This window comes from Natrinema pallidum (assembly GCF_005890195.1).
Lineage (GTDB): Archaea > Halobacteriota > Halobacteria > Halobacteriales > Natrialbaceae > Natrinema > Natrinema pallidum.
The window spans coordinates 461,401-482,863 of the sequence record NZ_CP040637.1; the positions used below are offsets into that span (position 1 = coordinate 461,401).

A 21,463-nucleotide genomic window follows, 5' to 3' on the forward strand; every position below is an offset into this window, starting at 1 on the left:
ATCCGATAGTGGTGGCCGCTTACCGTTTCCGGTTTCAATGCGCGGCACTGTCCGATCGGCTGACCGGGATCGGCCCGCGGCTCACGCGACGATTTCGCGGGTCGCAGCGAGCAGTTCGTCGTGAACCGCGCCGTTCGAGGCGACCAGGCCCGTGCTGTCGTGTCGCCAGCGGTTCCCCTCGAGGTCGGTGACGACCCCGCCGGCCGCGCGGATCGACTGTACGCCGGCGACGGTATCCCACGGGTTCGTTTGCAGGTTCGTCATCGTTCCCTCGAGCGTGCCCGATGCGACCAACGCGAGTTCGAGTTGGGTACAGCCGTATCGGCGCATGTCGCCGAACCGATCGACGACCGCGCGGGCGGCCGTGGCGTACTGATCGCGCTGGTCGAAGTCCCACCAAAAGGTCGGGCAGACGGTGGCGGTTTCGGGGTCGGTGCAGTCGCTGACCGACAGCGGCTCGCCGTTGCGGAAGACGCCGTCCGGGCCGACGCGGTACGTGTCCGACAGCGCGGGACAGTCGAAGGCGGCGGCGACCGGCTCGCCGTCGACGACGGCCGCGACGGCGGTGCCGAAGGCGCGCGAGCCCCGCACGTAGTTGTTCGTGCCGTCGATGGGGTCGACGATCCAGGCCGGACCCGTTTCGGGGACCGTCTTCAGCGCGTCCTCCTCTTCGCCGACGACCGGATCGTCCGGGAACGCCGTCCGGATGGTCTCGATGACCGTCTCCTGTGCGTCCCGGTCGACCTGCGTCACGACATCGGTTTTCCCGTCTTTGTGTTCGATGTCGAGGTCGGTTCGAAACGAATTCGCCGCGACGGTGGCACCGTCGGCGGCGGCCTGCATCGCAACGGCCGCCCGTCTGGTGTCCGACTGGGGCTCGTTCATGCCCCATCATCGGGAGTCGTGGGTGAAAAGTGATCCTACCTGTCGTCCCGCGGCCCGACCGGTTCGCGCCGAGCGCGACGCCGCTGTCGGGCCGGTGAAACGGTCCCGGAGAGCGCGCTCGAGGCCCCGTTTACGAGCCGGCCGATCGACGGAGGATGTCGACAGTGGTGGTGGTTCCGATGGCTCCCGCCGCCCGGCCGGCTGGCCGCCGGGGCTCGAGTCGGAGCCCCGGATCAGTCCTCGCGGTGGACGAGCGCGGGCGGCACCGAACAGCCACAGGGGCTGACCGAGCCGGTCATGGGACCGGAGACGGTGAGGAACGCGATCGGGTCGCCACAGCGCGGACAGTCGGGGGGCGACGAGTCGTCGCGGTTGGCGGCGGTGTCGTCGCGGTCGGCGGTGCTGCTGTCGCAGGCGTCGGTGTCGTCACTCTCGTGGTCGTCGCGGCCGCTACGCATGCCGACCACTCCGCGACCGTCGATGCATAGCCGAAGCTGGTTCCGTCGGGCGATTCCGTGGTCGTGCGGGACGTTTATATCCCGGTAGAATGTATGCAAGCATGGCAACCAAAGCGGGGCGCTTTGGAAGCCACGTCTCGGGTGTCTTAGCACCCGGGGCATTTGCGTGCAGCCCCCTATATTCTGGAGCGTGGCTTCCACTTTACCAGTTGACGTATTGGGACTTATATCTACTGCTTACGGCGCGGAACGGATCGTTCTCGAGAGCGAAACGAGCACGAAACGCGCCAGTAACACGCCAAGCACACGCTTGGACCGGGAGCCTCGTCGCTCGAGCGGGCGACCCCGTCGCGGGGCCGAACGGCGACCGGGCCGACGAGCGAACCGCCGAGCCGGCGGCTGGTCGCGTTCGGATCGGCAGCAGAAGTTTGCGAGGGCAAGACGCTCCGTCTTGCCGCGCACTGTGGTCAGTGCGAGGGGAGGGGATCGAACCCACGAACTCCTACGAGAGCGGATCTTGAGTCCGCCGCCGTTGACCGCTTGGCTACCCTCGCACGCATCTCTCCGTAGACCCGTACATGGGTTAAATGGCCCGGTTTAGCTCTCGGTAACTCCCTCGGATGTATACTCTCATCAGCTATGGAGACACGATACATCTTGGATAGTGTTTCTTTATTCCACTAATTCATGTCTAAAAAACTATAACTAAGTATGTTGCGAAAGGTATAGATATAAATCTATTAGCTAGTGGTTGCAAATCTCCCTTGAGAATCTAGTCAGTAAATATCAATATTTATATCCCTGCCGTATCAGTTGGTTTACTATGAGTCGGATTCGACGAGTTGACGACCAACGCGAAATGGAGCGAGTTATTGACGACTACATCACGCAGGGTTACCAGGTGAAAAGCCAAGGGGAACGTAGCGCTCGTGTGAAGGATAAGGATTGGGGAACGGCCCTCGGCCATATCATCGTCGCTGCATTAACTCTTTGGTGGACTCTAGGTGTCGGTAACGTTGCCTATGCTGCGTACAAACGGTATACCGCCGACGAGGTAACGATCAAAGTGGATAATTCCGATAGCGCTTGAAGCGCCCTATCACGTGGTACAGACCGATGAAACGTTCTTCCATTGCAGTCATTTAGCACCCGCAATATCAACTATCTACCGGCCATGTATTTTACGACTTCCATCATAAAGTATCTGGCCGTAATCTTTCCTTCAGATAGCTTTTTGCCCGACTGGTGGTCCCTCGTTCTCCTCGTCCCAGCAGGAATCATACTTTTCATCGGACTGTTGAGGGATTCTGAAAGGCCAACGTATTCCATTCCGAGTGGACTCCACGAGCTGTCTGAATCACCGATTTATTTCGCTCTCACTTGTGCTGTGGTCGGTCTGTGGAGCGTACTTTTTGTTGGGTTGAATATGATCCAGCGGATCGTGATTATCGCCCCGATTTTCGAAGAATTGCTGAAGTTCGGGGTCGCGTTACTCATCGGGACGGCGGTCTTCGGGAAGTCAATTTATCCTCGTATCGCTCTTGCTCTCATAATCGGCTGTACATTCGGCTTAGTCGAACACTCGACCACGTACGCTGGTGAACCGGATATCCTCTACCTGTATCGCGTGTTTTTCCATTCCCTTTTGAGCATGATCTCCGTCGGCGTTTACGCCACGTTCGAGAGTCGAAACATCAACGGATTGCTATGGGTTGCACCGATATATCCGATCGTCCTCCATTATTTGAATAACTCGTTTTCCGTTCTTTCTAGCGTAGTATTGGCGACGGCATCGGAAGCAACACAACTCCTCGCGTCTATCCTTTTTGGCATCCTAATCCTCCTTCTCGGAGTCGCTTTGCTAGTCATCGTTCTCGTGCGTCACGATATCACCGAATCGCTCCACCGTGAGCCATCTCTATTCCTTCGCGGCATACTCTGATTTTGTCGACGCCTCGAGCCGCCGTCTTCGGTTCAGTCACGGTCGTCTCGCCGATGACGAACCACGGGTCCGGCCCCGCCGACACGACCAACCTACCAAGTGTGGTCGGCGAGGACCACTCGCTCCTCGGGTTCGACCACCGGTCTCGAGCGCGGGCGCGACGACGGCGGATCGGTCCCGACGCTCAGGCCGTCCGGGGCTCGAGGTCGGCCGCCGTGTACCGCCGCTCACAGTTCAGACACTGGTACCCGCCCTCGATGTGGGCGTAGAGGCGTTCGCCGCAGTGCTCACACCGACCGTAAGGCTGTGCCATCTAGTCCGTGCGATGGGTCGAACCGGCATAAATTCGGTGCCTACAAGCGATAGGGTGTGCGTAACCGACGGAATTACACGCATACCGACCCTCCAATCGACTATGGCCGAACACACCCGCGCCCCGGACCGCGACTCGCGCGAGTGGACGGCGACGGACCGCTCGAGCGGAGCCGAACCACACCAGCGGCTCAGTACGACCCATGGATGAGCACACCCGGGACTACACCGTCGGCCCGCCGACCGAGGGGAACCCGACCGGATGGCGTCGGGGGCGACCCGAATCGAACGGATGGGAACACGGCACGCTGCGTCGGGCCGTGGTCCACGGCGTGGCCCTCTTTAACGCCCGCGCGTTTCACGAATCGCACGACTGTTTCGAAGCGGAGTGGTACAACTACGGACGCGGAACGACGGAAAGCGCGTTTCTGCACGGACTGGTGCAGGTCGCGGCGGGAGCCTACAAACACTTCGACTTCGAGAACGACGACGGGATGCGGAGCCTCTTCGAGACGGCGGGGCAGTACCTCGATGACGTGCCGAACGACTACTACGGCGTCGATGTCCGCGACGTCCGGACGACGATCGCGAACGCGCTGGACGATCCGACGGCACTGCACGGCTGGCGGATCGAACTCGACGGCGGCCGGCCGGAAGCGACGGAGATCGATTTCGAGTACGCCCGGGGGCTCGACTAACCGCCGGTGGAACGATCCCGCCCGCCGGCCGACCGCCCGGCCCCTCGAGACGGACGGCACCGTCCGATTCGCGGACTCCGCAGCCACGTCGTGACTCCGTGGCCGTGACAGGTCCGCCCCGATCGGGTGGGCGGCGCTGCCCATAGCGGCTGGCAGTGTCGCGGTCCCGGCCGACCGGTCACGATCGCTGACTGGTCGGTCCTGCGAGAGACCGAATCGCCTTTCACGCCGCGGCCCAAGTATCGTACAATGAGAGTTGCACAGCTCGGGTCGGGAACGCCGGAGATCGCAGTCGTCGCGGGCATCCACGGGGATGAACCCTGTGGCGTCCGTGCCGTCGAGCGACTACTCGACGAACGCCCGACCGTCAACCGTCCCGTCAAGCTCGTCGTCGCCAACGAGGCGGCGCTGGAACGACGGGTTCGCTTCATCGACGAGGACCTCAACCGTACGTTCCCCGGCGATCCGGACGCCAAGACACACGAAGGGCGGCTCGCGGCCGCCCTCGTCTCGGAACTCGAGGGCTGTCTGACGTTCTCGATGCATTCCACGCAGAGCCACGCCGACCCCTTCGCGATCGTCAACGGGGTCAGCGAGACGGCGACGGAAATCGTCCCGCAACTGCCCGTGGCGGCGATGGTCGAAACGAGCAACTTCGCGGACGGACGGCTCTTTTCGGCCGTCGACACCGTCGAAGTCGAGTGTGGTCTTCAGGGCTCGGAGACGGCGGCCCAGAACGCCGATCGCCTGACTCGCGCCTTCCTCACCGCTGTCGGCGCGTTGCCCGGCGACACCGTCGACCGCGAACTCCCCGTCTACCGGCTCACCGACGTCATTCGGAAACAGCAGGCCGACACCTACGAGGTCTTCGTCGAGAACTTCACGCCGGTCGAGGCGGGCGCACCCTTCGCCGCCGCCGACGGCGACGAACAGGTCGCCGACGAACGCTTCTATCCCGTCCTCATGTCCTCGAACGGGTATCGGGACGTCTTCGGCTACGCCGCGGAGAAGCTCGACGTCCTCGAGACGACGACCGCGGCCGACTGACCGGTCGCCCCGACGACCTACCGTCCTCCCGACCCGCCCGGTATCCGACCCGGAGCCGACCGGCCGCGGTCGGGCTCGGGAGTATGGATGACACAAGGCATATCCCCGCCACCGCCGTACCGTAGATCATGGAGTTCCCACCGAACCAGGGTCTCGACCAGGACGAAGTCAACCAGCAGGTCGCCGACGCCATCGAGGAAAACGAGGTCGTCCTCTTCATGAAGGGGACCGAACTCATGCCCCAGTGTGGCTACTCCCGGAAGGCGCTCGGCCTCATCGACCAGTACCGCGACGACTACGAGACCGTCGACGTCCTCGAGTCGCTCGACGAGTTCCGGACGGCTCTCAACGAGGAGAGCGGCTGGGAGACCATCCCGCAGACGTTCGTCGACGGCGAGTTCGTCGGCGGCTCCGACATTCTCGAGGAACTCGACGAGCGCGGCGAACTCGAGGCGACGCTTACCGACGCGTGAGCGGCGATCGCCCGGGAGCAATGTCTCCCGACTGATAGTTCACGCATCTAATAGCAGGTCATATAAGTCACGCGCTCGTACTTACAGACCACGACTATCGCCGTACACACCTTCCCACAATGTCAACAGAGGAATCCAGACACGTTTATCGGCTGCATTCGACGCTCGAACTGCCCCTTGAGGACCTTCGTGACCACATCGACGACGCGACCTTCCCCGATGGAATCACCGATGTCGAGATCACGCGGCGAAACAACACGCTGATTCTCAAAGCCGTCGCTGAGGATCAGTCGGTGAGCAAGTACACCCCGACGGCACAGCTCAAAGCCAGCGTCACCGAAAATCGGGTCTACGAAGAGGACCCGGACGAGCGCCGCCAGAAGTCCTTCAGTTGGGACGAGGAAGAAGAGGAGGAGATCGAGTCCGAACTCGTCGAGTTTGCCGCGTTCAAGGGCGACCGCGAGACCGTTCTCCAGAACTCGCTGTTACAGTATCAGATGTTCCTCGTCCTCTGTGGTATCGCCGAAGCCGCCGAGAAAGGCACCCTGACTGCGATCTCGGAGCGGGACGGCGACCTCGAGGCGACCAGGATCGTCGACGGCGAACCCCGACCGGCGGACATCGAAGTCGTCGAAGGCCCGCGCGACCACGGCTCCGGACAGGGCGGCGTCAACTGGCGGGATAACAAGTTCATCACCGACTGAGAGCGGCCAACCCGTCGGCAACGGGCGTGTGACACGACAGCGCGGAACGCCGTCTCGCTGGCATCGAGTCAGCCGTTCGGCTCGCTCGTACGGAGTTCGAGTTCGACCGAATCACCGTCGGCGATCGTCCCGGGAATGCGGTCCGTTCCGTAGCCGGCGTCGAGCGCGAGCCCCAACTCCGTCGTCTCCCCCTGTGAGAGCGGAACGTAATTCTCGGGCTCGTCGAGTCGGGCGATCCGTTCGGGTCCGGAGAAGCCGCCCTCGGGAAAGAGCATGATGCCACCGGTCGGCGGCACCACCACGGATAACTCGAGCGTGTGAGACGATCGGTTTTCCGCTTCAATGAGGTTCGGAAACGCCGTGACCGAACCCTCGTTTACACCCTCTCCCGGGTCAGTCACACCGTTTTCGACAGCGGTCAAGTCGATGCTGATCGCCCCCTCGCTCCCCCCGGTCACGAAATCGGCGGCGTCGCCCGACCCGGACGCGAGCCCCAAGAGGGCAGCGTCGTCGACCGTGGTAGAAACGCTGACTCCGCGATCCGCTTCGGTTCGACTGAACGCGCCGGTACCGAACGCGGTCCCGCCGCCGACGACGATCGCACCGAACCCGATCAAAACCGTTCGACGTTTCATAACCCCCAGTCACCTCTGTCGCGCGTACATCAAAGTTTAAGGTTGTTACTATATAATAATTCGGTGTCAAGCGAATCGCCGTGTGGCCCCGAGCGTCACTCGACGATTTCAGCCCGCTCATGAATCGATCCCTGAAGGCGTTCGGCGTGCTGTTGATCGTGCTGGGTGCGGTTCTCGGTGTCGCACAGCTCGGCTCCGTCGAGCAACTCGTCGCACAACGGGACGCATCCACCTCCGTCGCCGCGGAGACCGATGCATACCTCTCGATACAGGACGAGTACGGATCCAGGGAAATCTCCAATTACGATTGTTTTTGGTTCTACTGTTATACGGATGAGCAACCACGGACGGTTGCCGCGCTCGAAAACAGATACGTCGCCGACTATGCGACCGTCAGTGCCGATGTTACCGCCATTGCGGGCGCGTCCGATGACACGCTCGAGGTCAGCAAATCGCCAGCGTCGCTGACCGAAGGGGAATCCGGCGAGGTCGTCCTGTCGTGTTCGGACACCGTCACGGACGACGGGACGGCCGACGTGACCCTCCGGTTCGCGGTGTCCGATCCGTTCTACATCTATGAGGACACGACGATTCGAGACGTGTCGTACGACTGCGACTCGAACCCTTAGCTTTCGGCGAGTCGGTCCTCCCACTCGTCGGCGGTCATCGACTCGCCGGTGACGCCGTCGGGCCCCTGTGCCGCGAGCAGCGCGGCGGCGTCGTCCATCACGTCCGGTTGTAGGATCTCCTGCCGTTCGGCGTCGGGGAGGTGTTCCCAGATCTGCGTGTTGACCCGGCCGCCGGGATCGATCGCGTTGACGTTGATCCCGTCGGCGTCGACCTCGAGCGCGACCGCCCGTGTAAACCCTTCGAGCCCCCATTTGGAGCTAACGTACGGCGCAGCGTTGGGAACCGCAGCCGTCCCGAGTCCCGAGGAGACGTTGACGACGTTGCCCGACGTCTCGTCGGCCTCGAGCATCGCCTCGAGGACGCGCTTCGTGAACAGGGCGACGCCGGTGAGGTTGTTCTCGATGATTCGGGTCCACTCCGCGTCGTCCGTATTGACGAGAGCACCGCGGTCGTCGCCGAAGTGTCGGCCCGGAACCCCGGCGTTGTTGAACAGCGTGTCGGGGGTTCCGAAGCGCTCGACCGTCGACCGGACGACGTCGTCGATGGCGTCGGGGTCGCGCACGTCCGCCGGGGCGACTAACGTCTCGCCGTCGGCCGCGTCCGCGACGGCCGCGAGCTCGTCCTCGCTTCGGGCCACAAGGACGACGTTCGCGCCGCGCTCCGTGAGGTGTAGCGCCATCGAGCGCCCCAGTCCTTTGCTCGCACCGGTCACGATGATCGTCTCGTCGTGTAGCGTTGGCATGCAAACGGGTGCTTTCGGGGCCATCGAGTAATACGTTCGCCAGGCCGTCACCTTCAGCCGCCCGAAGACGATCCGTGCCCACTGTGAGCACCGAATCGAAGAAAGAAGGCGTTCGACGGCCGACGTTCGCGGCCCGACCGCTGCTTGACGGGAGGATCGCGATCGTGCTCGGACGCTTTGCGGGGTCGTCCAACGACGGCGTTTTCGAACGGGTCACCGGGGCGTGGGCCCGGCGAGTGGGCCGAGGTGAGGAGGCCTACTGCCGACAGGTCTTTCCGCCGACCCAAAAGATTTACACCTCCTAATTATATCTAATTACGATATGGCCGAGACCGCTCCCGACTACGCGGATGTCGATTATACCGACGGCGAAGGTGAAGCCCCCGACGAGTATCCGCACATCCAGGACAAGATCGAGAAGGCGATCGAGGTCACCCGCGAGGGATTGGCGGAGTACGAGAACCCGGCGGTCATGTGGACCGGCGGCAAGGACTCGACGCTCACGCTGTATTTCATCAAAGAGGTCGCCGACCGCTTCGATCTCGAGGTCCCGCCCGCGGTCTTCATCGACCACTACCAGCACTTCGACGAGATCCACGACTTCGTCGACCACTGGGCCGACGAGTGGGATCTCGAGGTCATCTACGCGCGCAACGAGGACGTCGGCGAGTACGTCGACGAACACGGCTTAGAGCCCGGCGACGAGATCGACATCTCGGCGCTCTCGGAGCACAACCAGCACCACGTCGAGGACATCCTCGAGTACGAAGAGGACACGTTCCCGTTCCTGCTCGACACCTACGTCGGTAACCACCTGCTGAAGACGGTCGCGCTCAACGACGCGCTCGAGGAGCACGACATCGACGGCGTCATCTCCGGCGTCCGCTGGGACGAACAGGAGGCCCGCGCCGACGAGACGTTCTTCTCGCCGCGCCACGACCCCGACATCTACCCGCCCCACGACCGCATCCAGCCCATCCTGCAGTTCGACGAGGCCGCCGTCTGGGAGGCCTTCTGGAACTTCGTGGTGCCGGACACGGTCGAGAACTTCCCCGAGGAGGGCTACGTTCCCGAAGCCGACGACGACCTCCCCGAGGGCGTCGAACAGGACGATGTCCCGATCTCGCCGAAGTACTTCGCCGGCTTCCGCTCGCTGGGCAGCGAAGTTAGCACCGAGAAGTCCGACGAGGACCCCGCGTGGCTGCAGGACCTCGAGGGAACGACCGAACGCGCCGGCCGCGCTCAGGACAAGGAGGACCTGATGGAGCGCCTGCGCGACCTCGGATACATGTAACCTCGGCGTAGCTGTCAGTGGACGATTGGGTCGGCTCGGCGGGTCGCCATCGTCGAGCCGTCGAACGCGTTCCACGTTCGCGCGCCTTTATTGCTGCTTCGAGTGAACATGCGCCGTGATGACTATCTACCGAACGCGGGCCGGCCTCCGTCATCGGTTTCGGGACGTATTGAACTTCTACTATCCGGACTGTCTGGATACGGCCGTCGGCGGCTACGTCGCACAGCTCGACGAACGCGACGGCCACGTCTACGACGCCCGGACGAAACACCTCGTTGCGACGGCCCGCGGCGTCCACAACTTCAGCCTGGGCGTCCTCGCCGACGGGCCGAACTGGTGTGAGTACGCCGCCGAACACGGCCTTCGATTCCTCTCGACCGTCCACTGGGACGACGACCGAGCGGGATACGACTGGCTCCTCGACGGGCGGACGCCGACCGACCGGACGCGGTACTGTTACGGACACGCGTTCGTCCTGCTCGCCGCCGCCCGGGCGCTGCAGGCGGGGCTCCCCGGCGCTCGAGCCGAACTCGAGCGGGCGTTCGGCGTTCTCGAGGAGCGGTTCTGGGACCCGTCCCACGGACTCTACGCCGACCGCGCGTCGCCTGACTGGGACCTCGCCTCGTATCGTGGCCAGAACGCCAATATGCACGCCTGCGAGGCCCTGATCGCTGCGTACGAGGCCACGGGCGCGGACCGGTACCTCGAGCGGGCAGTCAGGGTCGCCGACCGGTTCACCCGCGGTGTCACTGCGGCGACCGACGGACTCCTCTGGGAGCACTTCACGGAGGCGTGGGAGCCGGACCGGTCGTACAACGCTGACAGTCCCCGCCACCGGTTCAGACCACCGGGGTACCAGCCCGGCCATCACGCCGAGTGGGCGAAGCTGTTGGCGCTGCTGGCCGCTCACCGGCCCGAGGACTGGCTGCTCGAGCGCGCCCACGACCTCTTCGAGACCGCCGTCGACCTGGGCTGGGACGACGAGTACGGCGGCCTCTACTACACCGTGACGGCCGACGGGGAGCCGATCGTCCCCGACAAGTACGGCTGGGTGCACGCCGAGGCGATCGGCGCGAGCGCGCTGTTGTGCCGGGCCGACCGCGAGACGGACCGGGCATCGCCGGCAGCCCTCGAGTGGTACGACCGGCTCTGGGCGTACGCGGGCGAGCACCTGATCAATCCGCGGTACGGCAACTGGTACGAGCGACTCACGCGCGACCACGACCGCGACGGGCCGAACCACGGACCGGCGGTCGAACCCGGCTACCATCCGCTGACGAACTGCTGGCTCGGGCTGCGAGCGCTCGAGGCCGACGGACGGTCGTCGTTCGGGCCTCGAGCGGACGAGCGGTGAGCAATACCCGGGGTTCGGTTCGACGGTTCGGACCGGCTTCCGTCGACCAGGTCAGCGAGTCGCCCGATACTCGCCGTGTTTGACGCCGAGCACGAGCATGAGCAACCCGAACACGATCATCGACGGTGCGACCATCATCAATACGGTGCTCATCGCCATCATCGGTGCGGCGAGTAATCCGCCAACACCGAGTGCGATTACAACGAGAAACGCCACTGCCGTCTTCGTTCCATCGAACTCCATGAACGGTCGTTAGCAGGGAAGCCCCTAATGGTACCGGGAATCGGCAGTCCGTTCACGGCGGCTGCGGGAAAATTGAGGCTACTCCGAGGGACGAACCAGGTTCGCCAACTCGACGACGCCGCCGAGGAACCAGCCAAGCGGGAACGAGAGGCCGACCCACATCCCGGCGTAGGCGGCTCCTTCGAGGGTGAAATTCCCGCGGAGGTAGTCGTTCAAGCCGCCGACGAACAACACGTTGTCGAGCACCCAGACGGCGAGGTCGTAGCTGGGCTCGAGGACGACCTCCTCGAGCGACGGCGTGACGAGCGCGGCGACGACCGGCGGCAGGAATAACGCGGTCATCGCGAACGGGTACGCGAGACCGACCGTCGTTCCGCGGCCCCCGAACTTCGAACACGTCGCCGCGAGGGCCGTCGAGACCGTCGCGACGATGCTGGCGAGGCCGACCGCGAGGACGGCGTTAATCGGGACGTCGACCTGCTCGAGATAGGACATCGCGCCCCAGATGAGCGTCAGCGCGCCCCAGCCGACCAGCGCCACCGTCGTCACGCCGATGATCCCGAGTCGCGTCTGCGTCGAGTCGAGTTTCGCCGCGTAGTAGCGAGTTGCGAGGCCGAGGACGGTAAGCGGATAGAGGACGAGCAAGCCGATGAGTCCCAGGGTGCTCCAGCCGTGATAGCTGATCTTCTGCGGGAGCGTCTCCGGTTCCCACTTGCCCATGACGGAGTGACCGCGACCGCGCTGCCGAGGAAATACGAGTTCCATCCAGGCTCCGTGCAACCGGCGAACGTCGGTTCTCACCGCGCCGACGAACCCACCACCGCCGCTTCGCGAGCGGGTAGACATACGCGAGCCAAAAAGCCGATGTACCGTAAACTTTCCTGCTTTTTCTTCGCTGTCGATCGGTCAGCCGGCCGTCAGTTCGGGCGGTTCTCGCAGGCCGGCTCGAAAACCGATGTCGTCGCTCAGTTCCAGGGCGCGAAGTCGGGATCGACCTCGCGACTCGTCTCGTCGATCGCGTCGATCGTGTCGATGTCGTCCTGGTCGAGTTCGACCGTCAGCGACGCCAAGTTGTCCTCGATGTGGTCCTCGCCGGTCGCCTTCGGGATCGCGGTAACGCCCTTCTCGCGGGCCCAGGCGAGACTGACCTGCGCCTCGGTGACGCCGTGTTTCTCCGCGACCGCCTGCATCTCGGGCTGGTCGAACACCTGTCCGCGGGCCAGCGGCGAGTAGCCGACGACCTCGATGTCGTGGTTCTCGCAGACTTCCCTGAGCTCGTCCTGGGGAAGCAGCGGGTGAAGTTCGACCTGATTCGCGAAGATCGGCGCGTCACAGATGTCGACGGCCTCCTCGAGGTGCTCGGGCTGGAAGTTACTGACGCCGACGTTCTCGATCAGACCCTCGTCGTAGAGTTCGGAAAATGCCGAGAGGGTCCCCTCGGCGTCGTACTCGCCCGCCGGCCAGTGGACGTACAGCAGGTCGACGTAGTCGACGCCGAGCCGGTCGAGACTGTCCCGAGCCGTCTCGAGGACATCGTCGTGCTCGAGGTTCGTGATCCAGATCTTGGTCGCAAGGAAGATATCCTCGCGGTCGACATCGGCCTGCGCGATGCCCTCGCCGACGGCGGCCTCGTTGTCGTAGGCCTGTGCGGTGTCGATGTGTCGATAGCCCGCGTCGAGAGCCGTGCGGACGCTTTCGACGCACTGTTCGGCGTCGTCGTTCTGCCAGGTGCCAAGTCCGAGCATCGGCATCCCATTTGCGGACGGATACGTTTCGGGGGCGGTCTGTTCGGCGTCGTTGGTTCCCATGTGCGATCGATGGAGCAGAGCGGGAAAATGGGTTTGGGTAGCGGATAGGGGTTCGCCTTGCGACAGCGCGATCCTCGGCTATCGGCGAATGCGGTCCGTGATCGTTGCGCACCGTTCGCCGTCCGTTACTCGGACAACTGCCCCCAGGCCCGTTCGCGCTCGAGTGTCGCACTCGCCGCGAGAGCGGCGTCGCGGATTCGATCGGCGAGTGCCACTGCTGACGGCCGGATGAGCGGTGTCTCACGTGACATGTGTCTAGCACTATGAGACGAGCTGCTCGCTGCTCTCCCGACGGTCACGTCCGACCGCCCTGACTCGACGATCGACCGCGGTCCGGCCTTACTGATACATCCGCAGCGGCTGGGCCTGCGAGCTCTCGTCCTGCCCGATCGCTTGCATCTGCTGGGCCAGTTGCTCTCGCTTCGCGCGGATCTCTTCGGCCCGGTCGACGAGTTCCTGGACGTCGATTTCGATGCCCGCGACCGGACCGATCCCGTCCTCGAGCAGGACGCTCGCGGCTTCGGGGTCGGGGAACTGATGGTTACACTCGACGACGAGGGCGAGGCTCCCGTAGTCCTCGTGTGCGGCGCGGTTGATGAGCGCCCCCGTCGGCCCCGTGATGACACCGTCCTCCGGCGGCATCGCGATGTCGGTCGACTCGAGCCGGTCGCCGGCGTCGCCGGTCGCGACGCCGTAGAGGGCGGGACGGGTTCCGTTCTCGCGCTCGGCGGGGAGGCCGCTGAGGTAGATCGGCGTCGCCGCCCGGTCGACGATCCAGCCGGTCAGACAGTCGGCGACGCTCTCGACGGCCTGGGACGCGATCGGCGCGTCGCTCTGGAGGGCGATGAGGTCGTGTTCCTCGCTGACGTAGAGGCGCACCGGCGGCCGCGCCGTCCGGTCGCCGCTGCGGTAGACGCCGATCCGGGGTAACCCCTCGCAGTTGACGCTCGCGTAGTAGCGCATGTCGAGTTGCTCGACGAGGTGGTCGGTCGCGATCTTTCCGACGAGGCCGACGCCTGGAAACCCCTCGACGAGCGTGGGGTTCTCGAGGTCCGGCTCCGGTCCCTGAACGCGGATACCTGCCATACTCCGACCGATGGCCGTCACCGGCATAAAATCGAGGGCCGGGACCGTCGGCGATCTCTCGGGCAATTCGTGTGAGCACCCTGTCTGTTATGTCGGTCGCGTCCGACGATTCGATACCGATGCCGACGCCGGAAACGGACCGCGACCCGGCCGACGACCGTGATTCCGACGCCCGGTACGCGCTCGTCCGTGCGGCGTACGCGGACGCGATTTTCGACGCGATCGGAACGGTCCTCTTGCTTGGGTTCGCACTGCTGTTCCTGGCCCTCGGGACGAGAGGGCTGCTCGTCGATGCGTCCACCGAACTCGCCGTCGGTCTCATCCTCGGGGCCGTTGTGCTGGCCGGTGTCGCGTTCGGTCTGGTGCCGCCCGTCCGGAAGTGAGCCCGGCGATCCGGCGTCGGCTTCGAAACCCACAAGCGCCAGTCGCTCGAACCCCGAGCCGATGGAGCCACTCGAGCGGTATCGACCGATTATCGACGATTTCGACGCGTTCCTCGCGGCCTGCGAGCGGCCGCTCGGCAACGCCGTCCGCGTCAACACGATCAAGGCCTCGGTCGAGCGGACGCTCGCGGCCCTCGACGAGGCGGGCGTCGACTACGACCAAGCCGACTGGAACCCGCGCGTCCTGACCCTCGAGACCGACTCGCCGGGATCGACGTGGACCTCCTTCCACGGCTTTACCCACGGCCAGGAGGAGGTCTCGGCGGTGCCGCCGGTCGTTCTCGATCCACAGCCCGGCGACCGGGTCTGGGACTGCTGTGCCGCGCCCGGCGGCAAGGCGACCCAGATCGCGGCGCTGATGGACGACCGCGGGACGGTCGTCGCAAACGACAACAACCTCGGCCGCATCTCGGCGCTGCGGTTCAACGCCGAGCGACTCGGCGCGACCAGCCTCGCCGTGACCAACGCCGACGCGCGCAACTACTCGCTCGAGCGGTTCGACTTCGACGCGTTCGATCGGACCCTCGTCGACGCCCCCTGTTCCTGCGAGGGGACGATCCGGAAGAACCCCGACGCGCTCGACAACTGGTCGGAGGGCCACATCTCCTCCGTCGCGGGCATCCAGAAGGGGATCATCCGACGAGCGATCCAGGCCACCCGCGAGGGCGGGACGGTCGTCTACTCGACGTGTACCTTCGCCCCCGAGGAGAACGAGGCCGTCGTTCAGCACGCCCTCGACAACGAGTCCTGTCGCGTCGTCGACTTCGACCTCGATCTAGCGCACGCGCCGGGACTGACGGCGTGGAACGGCGAGAGCTTCGACGAGCGCCTCGAGCGGGCGGCCCGGATCTATCCCCACCAGAACGACACCGGCGGGTTCTTCGTCGCGAAACTGGAGGTGACCGCCTGATGGCCGACGGCAACGACGGTCAGCGGTTCGACCGACTCCCCGCGACCGACGCCGAACGCACCGTCGACGGGCGAGCCACGCGCGAGGCGGTGGTCGACTACTTCGCGGATCGGTTCGGCATCCCACCGGAGACGTTCGACGACTACACCTTCTGGGAGAAGGGTGCGGGGAAGATCTGGATTTACCGCGGCGAGGCCCCGACGACGCTGGAGATCGAGGCGATCGGAATGACCTGCCTCCGCACGCGACAGGAACACTGGAAGCCGACGACGGATTTCGTCCAGCGCGTTGGCGGCCACGCCACCGAGTGCGTGATCGACCTCGACCGCGAGCAGGCGCGTCGCTTCGCCGCCGGCGAGGACCAGACGCTCGAGTGGTGGGACGGCGACTGGGGGTATCTGATCGCCGCCCACGAGATTGCGGGCGAGTCCGAAGCGATCGGCGTCGGCCTCTACGTTCACGGCGAACTCCGTTCGATGGTCCCGAAGGGACGACAACGGGACCTCGAGCCGTAGCGACGGGGAACGCGAGCGACCACTCGAGAGACGGTCTCGGCGAGACACGCTCCCCGACGGCTGTTTCTCTCAGGGGCGTCCGAGGCGGACGTGGCGACGGTACAGATAGGCGGAGAGCGCCGGCACCGAGAGGAGCAGGAGCTTCGGGACGATCACCCCGCCGAGATGGACGACGCCGGCGAGCCCCCACCAGCCGCTCGGCGACCACGTCTCGTTCCCGCTGAGCGCACGGCAGTCAGCGAGCAAACACCCGAGGACGAGCACGGCCACGAGGACCCCCGTCCAGAAGGAGAGCGTCTGCAGTGCGAACCACGCGACGCTCGCACCCAGCGGCGCGTCGGTCGACGGGTGAGCCGCAGCAGCGAACGCCCGGAACGCGACACGCGTTATCAACGCCGTCAATACCACGACGGGAAACGGAACGATGCCGTACCACCACGTCGACTCCGTCATGCGACACCGTTTCGTGGGGCTTGAATTAAACCTGCTGACCTAAATTCGTGGCCACAGGCTGCCGTATATATTTGTCCTCGGCCGAACGAAACGGACAGATAGCCGGAGCCGTCGCTGTTCGATCGTCGACGACGGAGGAAGGCGGGGCTTACGCGAGCGTCTCGCCGAGCGCCTCGAGCGCCGCCTCGCGGACCGCGTCGCGTTCGCCGGGCAGGAACTCGACGTGGCCGTCCTGGCCGCCGACGACGCTGACGCCGCCGTTGGGCACGGCCTCGGCAATCGAGTCGCCGAGATCACGGACGTTGACCGGGGCCGTCGCGCGGACGTGGAGTTCGTCATCGCCGACGCCGAGCGTGACGTACGGCGAGTCCGCTCGGTCCCGTTCGCTGCGGTGGAGCGCGTCCAGCAGCAGGATCGTCGTCGGGAAGTTGTAGCGGTGGGTGAAGGCGTCCGTGTCGAGCACGGAGACGGTGACGCCGTTGACGCCTTCCACCGTGAGGTTCTCGCGGGCCGTCTCGAGTTCGGTCTCGAGTTTGTCGCGGAACTGCTCGGAGACGTGGGCCGCGAGATCGCCGTCCCGGGGCCGTCCGGATTCGTCGCCGTCGCCGAACAGCAGGTCGATCACGAGTTCGCGCTTGTCCTTGTAGGACTGATAGTAGGCCTCGAGCGCGACGGCTTCGCGGCGCTCGGAGACGCCGGTCTCGTCGTAGCCGGCTTCGGTCGCGAGTTCGAGGTACGCCTCGGGCGTGTCCTCCCAGTAGCTGACCGCGGGGAGGTGCTCGAGATCGTCGCGCACGTCGTCGTTGACGTGGGCTGCGACGTTCGTTGCCAGCGCGGTCGAGGTGACATCACTGACGTCGACGCCGGCTAGCGACGGTGCGACATCGACGCCGACGGCGTCGGTAACCTCGTCGTCGGCTCGGCTGTCGTCGATGACGAGCGCCTCGGCGTCGTACAGCGAGAGTAGTTCGTAGCCGTCAGTGGACTCGACGGTCGATCCGGCGTCGATGAGGACGACGAGCGGGAGTTGCTCGCCGTGGCGCTCGCGTGCCTCGAGCATCGAGGTGACGTCGTTGGTGGCGGCGTCCATGTCGTAGACGCGGCCGTCGAGCGGACGTCGCTCGAAGTAGTGATACTCCGCGTCCTCGCGGGTGTGTTTCTCGCGAATCAGCGGGAGCACGGCGCGCTCGATGGCGGCACCGGCGACGTAGCCGTCGGCGGTCGCACCGTGGCGAACGACGATCGGCCGCGCTTCCATGACGGCCCGTCGGATCGCGGTCGCCGCGTCGGCGATATTCGACTCGACGGCCGCGACCGCGTCGTGATCGGCCAGCAACTCGACGTCGGCCGGCCGGGCCTCGCGTTCGAGCGCGCTCTCGAGGCGGTCGACGACGGTGTCTCGCTCGTCACCCTCGAGAATATCGAGGGACTCGGTCTCGACCTGTAGGTCGCCGTGGTGGTGTTCGACCTCGCCCTCCAGGGCGACGACGTCGTCGAGTTCGACATCGGGGTAGGCGCGAACGCCGGCCTCCTCGAAGGCCGCACACTCGACGGTGGCGGTCTCGTCGCGCAGTTCGAAGACGGTCGGACCGCTGGTCTGGCGAACGCCGGTGATCTCGCCCTCGAGATGAACGACGCTACCGACCTGGTTCTCGATGGAGCCGATGGTCGTGCGCTTGAGTGCGGGTTCGGATTCGCCGTCCGGTTCGGCGTCAGTGGCCGGCGTCGAGGCGGCGGCGGACTCGGTCGCGACCGAACCGCTGCTCGCGACGGAGCCAGCGGGTTCCGCGGCCGGGGATTGCTCGTCGACGGCGTCCGTCTCCGATTCGGGTTCGGTTTCGTCGGCGGCGGCCTGCAGTTCGCCGGCCGTCGCCGCTCGGTCGTCGGTGGGTTCGTCGCGTTCGGCGACTGACTCCTCGGACGAGGTGGGTTCGGTCGTCGTCTCGGCGTCCGACTCGTCGGCGTCGTCCTCGAACTCCTCGGGTCGATACTCGTCGTCGCCCGTCTCGATCAGTTTGCCGCGGAACTCGCGTTCGCGCTGGCGGATCGACCAACCGAGGTCGACGTTACCGTTGTCTCGAACGTCGAGCACCTGGACGAAGACGTCGTCCCCCGGTTCCCAGTCGAGACTTTCGAGTCGTTGGTCGAGTTCGCTTCGATGCAACAGGCCGGTGACGTGGTCTCCGATGTCGACGAAGACACCGAAGTCGGCGTAGCCGTCGACGGTTCCCCGGTAGTAGCGTCCGGGTGTGAGCTGCGAGGCAGACGTGCCGCGAAATTCGAAAACGGCATCCTCCTCGTGACTCTCACAGATCTCGCCGTCAACGGGTGTGCCGCAGATGATACAGTTACCCATCTACTCGAACCAAGCGGTTTCGCCCTAAAACGGTTGTCGAAATGCGTTCGCGATGCGGGTCACCGTTACAACTGCGGTATAGCCCCGCGGTCAGTCGAAAACCGCCGAATCATCCTCGAGCGCCTCGATATCGTCGGCGATCCGGCGAACGTCCTCCGGGAACAGCGAGACCTGTACTTCGTTGTCGTCCTCGTCCTCGAAGACGAGTTTGATGCGCTTGTCACCGAACTCCCTTGCCTCGGCGGTGTCGACATCGAACAGTTTGACCGTCGCTTCCTTGTTGTTCGGGCCGACGTTCTTGATCGCGCCGTCGTTGAGCTCCAGCATGAACTCCTCGAGCGTGAGTGCGAGCATAGTCGCCGTACGGCCCCCGGGTAAAAAACGCCACGGCATCGCCGCCCAGTGTGCTGATACCCCGTGAACGCCACGGGGGTTCGCAGTGGTTGGGTGCCGAATGGTGAGAGTGGATCCGCCTGGCGATCGCAACGGAGCGGGCGGTTGCGGTACACCGGAACCGACCGGAATACGATCCCAGACCGCACGCGTGGTGTGTCAGTTCGCTTGCGGCGTCCGCTCCTTCCGAGACCGAACGTATAAGAGTTGGTGATAGTACATGTCCGAGGCCGGTCGGAAACCAGTCGTTGCGGACAGTACGGAGCCACACGCGGTCCACGGGTCGACGCGATACGCGGCGGCATGGTCGGACCTCGCCCACCTTTATTGTGTTCTCGTACGAATCACTCGGTCGCTATGGAACTCACTTGGCACGGCCACTCGACGTGGCACGTCACCGTTGGGGAGACCGATCTGCTGATCGATCCGTTCTTCGACAATCCGAAGACCGACCTCGAGCCGTCCGATATCGACACGCCGGACTACGTCCTGTTGACACACGGCCACGCCGATCACATCGCCCACGCGGGCGAGTTTTCGGACGCGACGCTGGTCGCGACACCGGAACTCGTCTCCTACTGCGAGGCGGAGTTCGGCTTCGAGGATGCCGTCGGCGGCATGGGGATGAACCTCGGCGGAACCGTCGAGTGTGGCGACGCTTACGTCACCATGACCCGCGCCGACCACACGAACGGGATCATGACGGAAAACGAGACGAGCGGCGGGATGCCGGCCGGGTTCGTCGTTTCGGATACGAAACCGACGCAGGTCAGCGACGACGAGTCGACGACGTTCTACAACGCGGGCGATACGTCGCTCATGACCGAGATGCGTGAGGTCGTCGGCCCGTACCTCGAGCCCGACGCCGCCGCGGTCCCGATCGGCGACCACTTCACCATGGGCCCGATGCAGGCCGCGATCGCCGTCGACTGGCTCGATGTCGACCACGCATTCCCGCAGCACTACGACACCTTCCCGCCGATCGAGCAGGACCCCGCGGCGTTCGCCAGCGAGGTCCGCGGAACCGGCAGCGACACCGAGGTCCACGCGCTCGAGGCCGACGAACCGTTCACACTCGAGTAGACGGGGACCGAATGCGCCGACGGCATCGAACGTCGACGCTCTTTTTTGCCGTCGCGGTCGCCCCGGTTCGGTCATCCTTGCCCGAGCTATCGGAGCCGGCGAACGAGCCGGAGGAACAACGACACAGCCGTCCCGAGGCCGGGGACTCGAGACGAAAGCGCGGCTGCGGCGAGGAGCAGGAGGCCGCTCTTTCGACGGCCGCGCCGAAACGCCAGCGCGCTGTCTAGCAGGGTCGAGACGATGCTGAGTGTGTTCGCTGACCGTCTATTGATGGGGTCCATATACAACCGATATACCCGTATCGGGGAAACAAACGCCGCTGCAAACGCAGGGTATCTGAACTGGTGTGCCACGACTTCTTCCCATACGTACGGGACTGAAACAATCGGGCCAACAGTCTTATTAATACTACAAATAATGAGAATGTGTGGACAGACGTAAATTATTGGTAGCTGGTGGGACAGCAGTAACGACCGCGCTCGCAGGCTGTAGTGGAAGCGACGATACGGATCGTGAGAGTGGGGACACGACTAACGACGACTCAGGAAACGGTGACGAGAGTAGTAACGGGAGTGGTGGTGCAAGCGACGGCGGCGATCTCATTAAAATCCTCGATCACGAGTGGTACAACGAGGGTTCGTTCAGTTCCGGGGTTCGGGGACAAGTAGAAAACGTCTCCGATGAGACGCTCGGATACGTGGAGGTCTCGGTCTACTTCATTGATGCAGACGGCGTGCAATTCGAGGAAAGTCTGGATAATACCTCCGACCTCGCCGCGGGTCGCGTTTGGGAGTTTGAGGCGATGTTCCTCGGAGAGGATCCATCTCGAGTAGAGGAATACGAGGTTCAGGGAGACGTTACCAATATCTGAGCGTCGATTCGGTAGCCGCGGTATTCAGCCGATTCGTTCCAAGTAGACGCACGTTCGATAGGACTGACCCTGATCGAGACCGGTCTCTCCCGCGATCACCAAACGTTTACAGCACCGCCCGTTGAGGA

General features: G+C 64.4%; 29 protein-coding genes and 1 tRNA gene. 15 read left to right on the forward strand and 15 right to left on the reverse strand.

Annotated elements, in window-relative coordinates; translation table 11 throughout:
• Nucleotides 1-81 precede the first annotated feature (81 nt).
• The 3 genes from FGF80_RS02175 to FGF80_RS02185 all read right to left on the reverse strand — a co-directional run bounded on the left by FGF80_RS02175 (nt 82) and on the right by FGF80_RS02185 (nt 1,897).
• Complete coding sequence (locus FGF80_RS02175; RefSeq protein ID WP_006186921.1) at nt 82-885, reverse strand: inositol monophosphatase family protein; 804 nt, start codon at nt 883-885, stop codon at nt 82-84.
• 233 nt (nt 886-1,118) lie between these two features.
• Complete coding sequence (locus FGF80_RS02180) at nt 1,119-1,343, reverse strand: hypothetical protein (RefSeq protein WP_138651970.1); 225 nt, start codon at nt 1,341-1,343, stop codon at nt 1,119-1,121.
• A 471-nt stretch (nt 1,344-1,814) separates the two neighbouring features.
• Nucleotides 1,815-1,897 (reverse strand) — tRNA-Leu (locus FGF80_RS02185).
• Between the two features lie 269 nt (nt 1,898-2,166).
• On the opposite strand from FGF80_RS02185, the gene FGF80_RS02190 reads away from it, so the two are divergent.
• Complete coding sequence (locus FGF80_RS02190; RefSeq protein ID WP_238705335.1) at nt 2,167-2,433, forward strand: hypothetical protein; 267 nt, start codon at nt 2,167-2,169, stop codon at nt 2,431-2,433.
• Between the two features lie 84 nt (nt 2,434-2,517).
• Nucleotides 2,518-3,285, forward strand: coding sequence for a hypothetical protein (locus tag FGF80_RS02195; RefSeq protein ID WP_138651972.1), 768 nt, complete (start codon nt 2,518-2,520; stop codon nt 3,283-3,285).
• A gap of 184 nt (nt 3,286-3,469) precedes the next feature.
• On the opposite strand, the gene FGF80_RS19725 is transcribed toward FGF80_RS02195, so the two are convergent.
• Nucleotides 3,470-3,598 (reverse strand): hypothetical protein, encoded by a 129-nt coding sequence (locus FGF80_RS19725; RefSeq protein ID WP_006186918.1) that lies wholly within the window; start codon nt 3,596-3,598, stop codon nt 3,470-3,472.
• A 202-nt stretch (nt 3,599-3,800) separates the two neighbouring features.
• On the opposite strand from FGF80_RS19725, the gene FGF80_RS02200 reads away from it, so the two are divergent.
• From FGF80_RS02200 to FGF80_RS02215, 4 genes are all read left to right on the forward strand, one after another.
• Nucleotides 3,801-4,295, forward strand: a complete 495-nt coding sequence (locus FGF80_RS02200) for a DUF309 domain-containing protein (RefSeq protein WP_138651974.1) — start codon at nt 3,801-3,803, stop codon at nt 4,293-4,295.
• Between the two features lie 249 nt (nt 4,296-4,544).
• The gene (locus FGF80_RS02205; protein ID WP_006186916.1) at nt 4,545-5,342 is read left to right on the forward strand and encodes a M14 family metallopeptidase; all 798 of its coding nucleotides are present in this window, start codon (nt 4,545-4,547) and stop codon (nt 5,340-5,342) included.
• Between the two features lie 128 nt (nt 5,343-5,470).
• Complete coding sequence (locus FGF80_RS02210) at nt 5,471-5,815, forward strand: glutaredoxin family protein (protein WP_006186915.1); 345 nt, start codon at nt 5,471-5,473, stop codon at nt 5,813-5,815.
• A gap of 119 nt (nt 5,816-5,934) precedes the next feature.
• Nucleotides 5,935-6,519, forward strand: coding sequence for a DUF7110 family protein (locus tag FGF80_RS02215; protein WP_006186914.1), 585 nt, complete (start codon nt 5,935-5,937; stop codon nt 6,517-6,519).
• Nucleotides 6,520-6,587: 68 nt separating this feature from the next.
• Here FGF80_RS02215 and FGF80_RS02220 read toward each other — a convergent pair whose 3' ends face one another.
• Nucleotides 6,588-7,154, reverse strand: coding sequence for a hypothetical protein (locus tag FGF80_RS02220; RefSeq protein ID WP_138651976.1), 567 nt, complete (start codon nt 7,152-7,154; stop codon nt 6,588-6,590).
• Between the two features lie 119 nt (nt 7,155-7,273).
• Here FGF80_RS02220 and FGF80_RS02225 point away from each other — a divergent pair, with 119 nt between their 5' ends.
• Nucleotides 7,274-7,783 (forward strand): hypothetical protein, encoded by a 510-nt coding sequence (locus FGF80_RS02225; protein WP_138651978.1) that lies wholly within the window; start codon nt 7,274-7,276, stop codon nt 7,781-7,783.
• Here FGF80_RS02225 and FGF80_RS02230 read toward each other — a convergent pair.
• The gene (locus tag FGF80_RS02230; protein ID WP_138651980.1) at nt 7,780-8,526 is read right to left on the reverse strand and encodes an SDR family oxidoreductase; all 747 of its coding nucleotides are present in this window, start codon (nt 8,524-8,526) and stop codon (nt 7,780-7,782) included. The genes FGF80_RS02225 and FGF80_RS02230 overlap by 4 nt on opposite strands.
• A gap of 83 nt (nt 8,527-8,609) precedes the next feature.
• On the opposite strand from FGF80_RS02230, the gene FGF80_RS02235 reads away from it, so the two are divergent.
• The 3 genes from FGF80_RS02235 (at nt 8,610) to FGF80_RS02245 (ending at nt 11,174) form a co-directional block, all read left to right on the forward strand.
• Nucleotides 8,610-8,831: a hypothetical protein gene (locus FGF80_RS02235; protein ID WP_006186910.1), complete on the forward strand. Its 222-nt coding sequence runs from the start codon at nt 8,610-8,612 to the stop codon at nt 8,829-8,831.
• A 17-nt stretch (nt 8,832-8,848) separates the two neighbouring features.
• Nucleotides 8,849-9,820 (forward strand): phosphoadenosine phosphosulfate reductase family protein, encoded by a 972-nt coding sequence (locus FGF80_RS02240; protein WP_138651982.1) that lies wholly within the window; start codon nt 8,849-8,851, stop codon nt 9,818-9,820.
• Between the two features lie 118 nt (nt 9,821-9,938).
• Nucleotides 9,939-11,174: an AGE family epimerase/isomerase gene (locus FGF80_RS02245; protein WP_006186908.1), complete on the forward strand. Its 1,236-nt coding sequence runs from the start codon at nt 9,939-9,941 to the stop codon at nt 11,172-11,174.
• Nucleotides 11,175-11,225: 51 nt separating this feature from the next.
• Here FGF80_RS02245 and FGF80_RS02250 read toward each other — a convergent pair whose 3' ends face one another.
• From FGF80_RS02250 to FGF80_RS02265, 5 genes are all read right to left on the reverse strand, one after another.
• Nucleotides 11,226-11,417, reverse strand: a complete 192-nt coding sequence (locus tag FGF80_RS02250) for a DUF7333 family protein (RefSeq protein ID WP_006186907.1) — start codon at nt 11,415-11,417, stop codon at nt 11,226-11,228.
• 78 nt (nt 11,418-11,495) lie between these two features.
• Nucleotides 11,496-12,263, reverse strand: coding sequence for a hypothetical protein (locus FGF80_RS02255; RefSeq protein ID WP_138651983.1), 768 nt, complete (start codon nt 12,261-12,263; stop codon nt 11,496-11,498).
• A gap of 119 nt (nt 12,264-12,382) precedes the next feature.
• Nucleotides 12,383-13,225, reverse strand: coding sequence for an aldo/keto reductase (locus tag FGF80_RS02260; protein WP_138651985.1), 843 nt, complete (start codon nt 13,223-13,225; stop codon nt 12,383-12,385).
• 125 nt (nt 13,226-13,350) lie between these two features.
• Nucleotides 13,351-13,476 carry a hypothetical protein gene (locus tag FGF80_RS19730; RefSeq protein WP_269150338.1) on the reverse strand — a complete coding sequence of 42 codons (126 nt, stop codon included), beginning with the start codon at nt 13,474-13,476 and terminating at the stop codon, nt 13,351-13,353.
• An 88-nt stretch (nt 13,477-13,564) separates the two neighbouring features.
• Nucleotides 13,565-14,311: a proteasome assembly chaperone family protein gene (locus FGF80_RS02265; protein ID WP_138651987.1), complete on the reverse strand. Its 747-nt coding sequence runs from the start codon at nt 14,309-14,311 to the stop codon at nt 13,565-13,567.
• 119 nt (nt 14,312-14,430) lie between these two features.
• On the opposite strand from FGF80_RS02265, the gene FGF80_RS02270 reads away from it, so the two are divergent.
• The 3 genes from FGF80_RS02270 to FGF80_RS02280 all read left to right on the forward strand — a co-directional run bounded on the left by FGF80_RS02270 (nt 14,431) and on the right by FGF80_RS02280 (nt 16,179).
• Nucleotides 14,431-14,694 carry a hypothetical protein gene (locus FGF80_RS02270; RefSeq protein ID WP_138651989.1) on the forward strand — a complete coding sequence of 88 codons (264 nt, stop codon included), beginning with the start codon at nt 14,431-14,433 and terminating at the stop codon, nt 14,692-14,694.
• Nucleotides 14,695-14,755: 61 nt separating this feature from the next.
• Nucleotides 14,756-15,664, forward strand: coding sequence for an RsmB/NOP family class I SAM-dependent RNA methyltransferase (locus FGF80_RS02275; RefSeq protein WP_006186903.1), 909 nt, complete (start codon nt 14,756-14,758; stop codon nt 15,662-15,664).
• Entirely contained in the window at nt 15,664-16,179 is a 516-nt protein-coding gene (locus FGF80_RS02280; protein WP_138651991.1) for a DUF7122 family protein, read from the forward strand. Before FGF80_RS02275 ends, FGF80_RS02280 begins: the two co-directional genes overlap by 1 nt.
• Nucleotides 16,180-16,248: 69 nt before the next feature.
• On the opposite strand, the gene FGF80_RS02285 is transcribed toward FGF80_RS02280, so the two are convergent.
• The 3 genes from FGF80_RS02285 to FGF80_RS02295 all read right to left on the reverse strand — a co-directional run bounded on the left by FGF80_RS02285 (nt 16,249) and on the right by FGF80_RS02295 (nt 19,342).
• Nucleotides 16,249-16,632 (reverse strand): hypothetical protein, encoded by a 384-nt coding sequence (locus FGF80_RS02285; RefSeq protein ID WP_138651993.1) that lies wholly within the window; start codon nt 16,630-16,632, stop codon nt 16,249-16,251.
• Between the two features lie 148 nt (nt 16,633-16,780).
• Nucleotides 16,781-18,988: an OB-fold nucleic acid binding domain-containing protein gene (locus FGF80_RS02290; RefSeq protein WP_138651995.1), complete on the reverse strand. Its 2,208-nt coding sequence runs from the start codon at nt 18,986-18,988 to the stop codon at nt 16,781-16,783.
• A gap of 90 nt (nt 18,989-19,078) precedes the next feature.
• Entirely contained in the window at nt 19,079-19,342 is a 264-nt protein-coding gene (locus tag FGF80_RS02295; protein ID WP_138651997.1) for a hypothetical protein, read from the reverse strand.
• 396 nt (nt 19,343-19,738) lie between these two features.
• Here FGF80_RS02295 and FGF80_RS02300 point away from each other — a divergent pair, with 396 nt between their 5' ends.
• The gene (locus FGF80_RS02300; protein WP_006186898.1) at nt 19,739-20,464 is read left to right on the forward strand and encodes a metal-dependent hydrolase; all 726 of its coding nucleotides are present in this window, start codon (nt 19,739-19,741) and stop codon (nt 20,462-20,464) included.
• A gap of 86 nt (nt 20,465-20,550) precedes the next feature.
• Here FGF80_RS02300 and FGF80_RS19495 read toward each other — a convergent pair whose 3' ends face one another.
• Entirely contained in the window at nt 20,551-20,745 is a 195-nt protein-coding gene (locus FGF80_RS19495; protein WP_083864639.1) for a hypothetical protein, read from the reverse strand.
• Between the two features lie 146 nt (nt 20,746-20,891).
• Between FGF80_RS19495 and FGF80_RS02310 the strand changes: the two genes are divergently transcribed.
• Nucleotides 20,892-21,335 carry an FxLYD domain-containing protein gene (locus FGF80_RS02310; RefSeq protein WP_138651999.1) on the forward strand — a complete coding sequence of 148 codons (444 nt, stop codon included), beginning with the start codon at nt 20,892-20,894 and terminating at the stop codon, nt 21,333-21,335.
• Nucleotides 21,336-21,463: the final 128 nt, after the last annotated feature.

Coding starts and splice junctions, on each gene's coding strand:
- FGF80_RS02230 (WP_138651980.1), bottom strand. CDS start 8,526: ATGCCAACGCTACACGACGAGACGATCATCGTGACCGGTGCGAGCAAA.
- FGF80_RS02205 (WP_006186916.1), top strand. CDS start 4,545: ATGAGAGTTGCACAGCTCGGGTCGGGAACGCCGGAGATCGCAGTCGTC.
- FGF80_RS02190 (WP_238705335.1), top strand. CDS start 2,167: ATGAGTCGGATTCGACGAGTTGACGACCAACGCGAAATGGAGCGAGTT.
- FGF80_RS02180 (WP_138651970.1), bottom strand. CDS start 1,343: ATGCGTAGCGGCCGCGACGACCACGAGAGTGACGACACCGACGCCTGC.
- FGF80_RS02295 (WP_138651997.1), bottom strand. CDS start 19,342: ATGCTCGCACTCACGCTCGAGGAGTTCATGCTGGAGCTCAACGACGGC.
- FGF80_RS02195 (WP_138651972.1), top strand. CDS start 2,518: ATGTATTTTACGACTTCCATCATAAAGTATCTGGCCGTAATCTTTCCT.
- FGF80_RS02220 (WP_138651976.1), bottom strand. CDS start 7,154: ATGAAACGTCGAACGGTTTTGATCGGGTTCGGTGCGATCGTCGTCGGC.
- FGF80_RS02265 (WP_138651987.1), bottom strand. CDS start 14,311: ATGGCAGGTATCCGCGTTCAGGGACCGGAGCCGGACCTCGAGAACCCC.
- FGF80_RS02255 (WP_138651983.1), bottom strand. CDS start 12,263: ATGTCTACCCGCTCGCGAAGCGGCGGTGGTGGGTTCGTCGGCGCGGTG.
- FGF80_RS02240 (WP_138651982.1), top strand. CDS start 8,849: ATGGCCGAGACCGCTCCCGACTACGCGGATGTCGATTATACCGACGGC.
- FGF80_RS02290 (WP_138651995.1), bottom strand. CDS start 18,988: ATGGGTAACTGTATCATCTGCGGCACACCCGTTGACGGCGAGATCTGT.
- FGF80_RS02280 (WP_138651991.1), top strand. CDS start 15,664: ATGGCCGACGGCAACGACGGTCAGCGGTTCGACCGACTCCCCGCGACC.
- FGF80_RS02300 (WP_006186898.1), top strand. CDS start 19,739: ATGGAACTCACTTGGCACGGCCACTCGACGTGGCACGTCACCGTTGGG.
- FGF80_RS02285 (WP_138651993.1), bottom strand. CDS start 16,632: ATGACGGAGTCGACGTGGTGGTACGGCATCGTTCCGTTTCCCGTCGTG.
- FGF80_RS02225 (WP_138651978.1), top strand. CDS start 7,274: ATGAATCGATCCCTGAAGGCGTTCGGCGTGCTGTTGATCGTGCTGGGT.
- FGF80_RS02200 (WP_138651974.1), top strand. CDS start 3,801: ATGGATGAGCACACCCGGGACTACACCGTCGGCCCGCCGACCGAGGGG.
- FGF80_RS02270 (WP_138651989.1), top strand. CDS start 14,431: ATGCCGACGCCGGAAACGGACCGCGACCCGGCCGACGACCGTGATTCC.
- FGF80_RS19725 (WP_006186918.1), bottom strand. CDS start 3,598: ATGGCACAGCCTTACGGTCGGTGTGAGCACTGCGGCGAACGCCTCTAC.
- FGF80_RS02275 (WP_006186903.1), top strand. CDS start 14,756: ATGGAGCCACTCGAGCGGTATCGACCGATTATCGACGATTTCGACGCG.
- FGF80_RS19730 (WP_269150338.1), bottom strand. CDS start 13,476: ATGTCACGTGAGACACCGCTCATCCGGCCGTCAGCAGTGGCACTCGCC.
- FGF80_RS02175 (WP_006186921.1), bottom strand. CDS start 885: ATGAACGAGCCCCAGTCGGACACCAGACGGGCGGCCGTTGCGATGCAG.
- FGF80_RS02260 (WP_138651985.1), bottom strand. CDS start 13,225: ATGGGAACCAACGACGCCGAACAGACCGCCCCCGAAACGTATCCGTCC.
- FGF80_RS19495 (WP_083864639.1), bottom strand. CDS start 20,745: ATGGACCCCATCAATAGACGGTCAGCGAACACACTCAGCATCGTCTCG.
- FGF80_RS02215 (WP_006186914.1), top strand. CDS start 5,935: ATGTCAACAGAGGAATCCAGACACGTTTATCGGCTGCATTCGACGCTC.
- FGF80_RS02245 (WP_006186908.1), top strand. CDS start 9,939: ATGACTATCTACCGAACGCGGGCCGGCCTCCGTCATCGGTTTCGGGAC.
- FGF80_RS02210 (WP_006186915.1), top strand. CDS start 5,471: ATGGAGTTCCCACCGAACCAGGGTCTCGACCAGGACGAAGTCAACCAG.
- FGF80_RS02250 (WP_006186907.1), bottom strand. CDS start 11,417: ATGGAGTTCGATGGAACGAAGACGGCAGTGGCGTTTCTCGTTGTAATC.